We start from the raw sequence: 3,864 nt of genomic DNA, 5'->3' as shown, positions 1-3,864 counted from the left end.
CGCGGCAATCCCCCATAAACACTTGATTTATGGAGATTGCTTCGTCGCTGGACGCTCCTCGCAATGACATAACAATGGGTTTATAGAGGTGCCCTCTATTTATTCCCAAGTCTTTGACTGAAAATATAGAAAGATACCGCTGATATCAGGGCCAGCGCCGCACCTAGAGAAAAGGCGGCCGAAGGCCCCGCATATTTCCATATTAGGCCGGTCAGCAAATTTGCCGGGAACAGGAGTATGCCGGTCACAAAACTATATACCCCGTAAGAAGTGGCCCTGTTAGACGCCGGAACCACATCCGCGATATATGCGCGAATGACACCTTCCGTCATGCCGTAGTAACAGCCGTATATCCCGAAGAGAAACCATATGTGCCACCACATGCTAGCGAACGCAAAACCCAAGTAGCTGAGTGCGTATATTCCAAAACCCGTCAGTATAACTCTTCTTCTTCCCACCTTGTCCGACCATTTGCCTGCGGGAATGGCCACCAGAGTGTATACGAGATTGAAGAAGAGCCAGACAAGCGGCACGTGCATGGTCGTTACGCCTACGTTTTGCGCGCGTAATAAAAGGAATGCGTCGCTCGAGTTGCCTATGGTAAAGATCCCGATGATGACAAGTAGCAGTATGAAAGGACTCGACAGCCCTTTGAAGGAGAGCGACGCCTTTGATCCGTTCGTAAAACTCCGGGGTTCTGATGTCCTGTTTTCTTTCACCGCAAAGATAATGACCGCCACGGCCAAGAATGCCGGAATCGCGGAGAAGAGGAATATCGTCCTGTAGGAGTCGCTGAAAATGGCAAGGAGTATGAACGTGACCCCCGGGCCCAAGATGGCGCCTACGGTGTCCATTGCCCTGTGGTATCCAAAGGCCTTTCCGCGTTCATTGGCTTCCGTTACATCTGCTATCATGGCGTCGCGAGGGGCGCCTCTTACGCCTTTTCCGAGCCTGTCAAGGAACCGAAGTCCCAGAACGTTCCAGCCGGTGATAGCAAGCGCTAAAAACGGCTTGACAATCGACGAAAGGCCGTATCCGGCAACTAGAAGCTCTTTTCTTCTGTTGAATCTGTCCGAGATCCATCCGGAAAATACCCTAAGAAGGCTAGCCGTACTCTCTGCTATGCCTTCAACAAGACCGATAAATGCGGCGCTTGCTCCTATGGTGTTCGCAAGAAAGAGCGGCAAGATAGGATATATCATCTCCGAAGAGAGATCGGTAAGGAGACTCACGATACCGAGGACGAACACGGGTTTGGCGAGACCTAAAACTTTTTTCATGGTTGACATTCTATATGCAATAGTTCTACGAATTGGCAAGCAGAAAGTTCTTGTCATCCCCCCTGAAAACGGGGATCTCGTTTGTTCACACCGTATCCCCGCTTCAGCGTGGATGACACGGAGGGTAATATGGAGCTTACAATCAAAGATGTGCCTGCGGCAAACCTGAAGAAAAAGAATTTCGATAATCTGAGGTTCGGCGAGACCTTTACCGACAGAATGTTCGTGATGGAATATTCCAGGGGTCGGGGATGGCATAGCCCGCGCATAGAAGAGTTCCACAACTTCTCTCTTTCACCCGCCACGATGGTTTTTCACTACGCGCAGGAAATATTCGAAGGGATGAAGGTGTTCCATTATAAAGGCGGGAACATAGCCATGTTCCGTCCGATGGAAAATCTTGAGAGAATGAACGCCTCCGGCGAGAGGCTTTGCATGCCGGCGATCGACACAAAATTCGTCTTTAGCTCTCTTTGCGAACTGATAAAGCTCGAACGCGACTGGGTCCCTAACAAAAAAGATACATCATTATATATAAGACCGGCTATGATAGGGGTCGATCCCATCATTAAGGTGAGGGCATCCGACAACTATATATTCTTCGTCATTCTCTCACCCGTAGGGCCTTATTTCAGTTCCGGCAGCAAGGTCTCAAAGATAATGGTGGAAGATACCTATGTCAGGGCCTCCCGCGGCGGAATGGGATTTGCAAAGACCGGCGGAAATTACGCGTCGTCTTTAAAGGCCGGGATGGAAGCCGCAAAAAGAGGGTTTGATCAGGTGCTCTGGCTGGACGCCGAAACAAGGAGCGATGTTGAAGAGGTCGGCTCCATGAACATCTTCTTTGTCATAGATAACGCCCTTGTTACACCGGAACTTGACGGTTCCATTCTTCCCGGCATCACAAGAAGTTCCGTGATAGAACTTGCAAAACATCAGGGGCTTAAAGTTCAGGAACGTGAGGTTTCGATAAGAGAAATAATCGAAGGCCTCCAGTCGGGAAGGGTGAACGAAGTCTTTGGAACGGGCACCGCGTGTGTGATCAGTCCTGTCGGAACACTCGGCTATAAGGGAAAGACGTTCACGGTCGGCGACGGCGCCACCCCTGGCAAATATTCTTCAACGCTTTACGACCACATTACGGGCATCCATTACGGAGAGAGGGAAGACATATTCAATTGGATGACAGTCCTATAAAAATAATTGGAGCGGGTCTTGCTGGATGCGAAGCGGCCTGGGCCTCGGCCAAAAAAGGGCTGAAGGTGAGGCTTCATGAGGCAAGACCAAAATGGTTCTCCCCCGCGCACAGGTCAGAGAATTTTGCCGAGCTTGTCTGCAGCAATTCTTTAAAATCCGATGAAGAAGGGCACGCAACCGCGCTGTTGAAGGAAGAGATGCGTGCGCTCGGATCCATTGTCATGGAAGCCGCCGATGCCACGCGGGTCCCTGCCGGCAAGGCGCTGGCCGTAGACCGCGATGGATTTTCCGGATATATTACCGAAAAGATATCATCTCACCCGAACATTGAGATAGTCCGCGAAGAGGTTAAACAGGTTGCGAGTTACGAGTCACAAGCGACGATCATAGCCACCGGCCCCTTAACCTCACCAGCTCTTGCCGAATCTATCGCTTCATTATTTTCTTCGACTTACGCACTTACGCACTCACGCACTCACGCACTTTATTTCTACGATGCCATTGCCCCCATAATCGAAGCCGATTCTCTAGATATGAACGTCGCCTTTAGGGGAAGCCGATACGACGTTGGGACTAATGAAGATGGCGATTATCTCAACTGTCCTTTTACGAAAGAAGAGTATGACCTGTTCATTGATGAACTTTTGAAGGCGGAAAAGATCATGGCGCATGGGCTCGACGATATCAAGTGCTTTGAAGGTTGTATGCCGGTCGAGGTGATGGCGGAGCGTCACAAAGATGCGCTTCGTCACGGTCCGATGAAGCCGATGGGCTTTGCCGACCCTCGCACGGGAAGAAGGCCATATGCCATAGTTCAGTTAAGGCAAGACGATCTTCATGCAACGCTATTCAATATGGTCGGATTTCAGACGCGAATGACATACAAGGAACAGGATAGGGTATTGAGGCTTATCCCGGGTCTGAAAGAGGCAAAGTTCGCGCGCTACGGTTCGATGCACAGGAACACCTATATCAACGGGCCGACGTTTCTCAATGAAGGGCTTGAACTTAAGGACCATCCGGGGATATTCCTTGCCGGCCAGATAACCGGGGTTGAAGGATATTTGGAATCCGCAGCCATTGGTCTATACATCGGCTCAACTTGCGCACTTACGCACCCTTCGACTTCCTCCCTCGACAAGCTCGGGACTTCGCTCAAGGCATGCTCATGCGCTCACCCACTTATTCCACCGACCACCGCCATTGGCGCTCTTATCAATCACATCATAAACTCCGACCCGAAGCATTACATCCCAATGAACTGCATCTGGGGAATATTTCCGCCGCTTGAGGCCCACCCCTCAACAAGCAAGGGCCCTCGAAAGGCCGGGCGTAAAAAGCTTTTACTTGCCCGCGCACGTTCCGATTTCCAAACATGGCTCCATCA

Annotated in this window: 3 protein-coding genes; 2 read left to right on the top strand and 1 reads right to left on the bottom strand. The window is 50.7% G+C overall.

Features of this window, described 5'->3' with window-relative positions; all coding sequences use genetic code 11:
• Positions 1 to 95: 95 nt before the first annotated feature.
• A complete protein-coding gene (locus tag COV46_03145) occupies positions 96 to 1,280 on the bottom strand; it encodes an MFS transporter (protein PIR17686.1) in 1,185 nt (394 codons plus the stop codon).
• A 129-nt stretch (positions 1,281 to 1,409) separates the two neighbouring features.
• Here COV46_03145 and COV46_03140 point away from each other — a divergent pair, with 129 nt between their 5' ends.
• The gene (locus COV46_03140) at positions 1,410 to 2,477 is read left to right on the top strand and encodes a branched chain amino acid aminotransferase (protein PIR17685.1); all 1,068 of its coding nucleotides are present in this window, start codon (positions 1,410 to 1,412) and stop codon (positions 2,475 to 2,477) included.
• On the top strand, positions 2,474 to 3,864 hold a 1,391-nt coding region (locus COV46_03135; protein ID PIR17690.1), incomplete at its 3' end, for a methylenetetrahydrofolate--tRNA-(uracil(54)-C(5))-methyltransferase (FADH(2)-oxidizing) TrmFO. The genes COV46_03140 and COV46_03135, both read left to right, overlap by 4 nt.

Source organism: Deltaproteobacteria bacterium CG11_big_fil_rev_8_21_14_0_20_49_13, assembly GCA_002796305.1.
In the GTDB taxonomy this organism is placed as follows: Bacteria; UBA10199; UBA10199.
This window is presented reverse-complemented; position numbering and strand designations above follow the sequence as displayed.

What these genes read in the sequence shown, in the direction of transcription:
- COV46_03140 (PIR17685.1), top strand. Translation starts at nt 1,410, where the DNA reads ATGGAGCTTACAATCAAAGATGTGCCTGCGGCAAACCTGAAGAAAAAG.
- COV46_03145 (PIR17686.1), bottom strand. Translation starts at nt 1,280, where the DNA reads ATGAAAAAAGTTTTAGGTCTCGCCAAACCCGTGTTCGTCCTCGGTATC.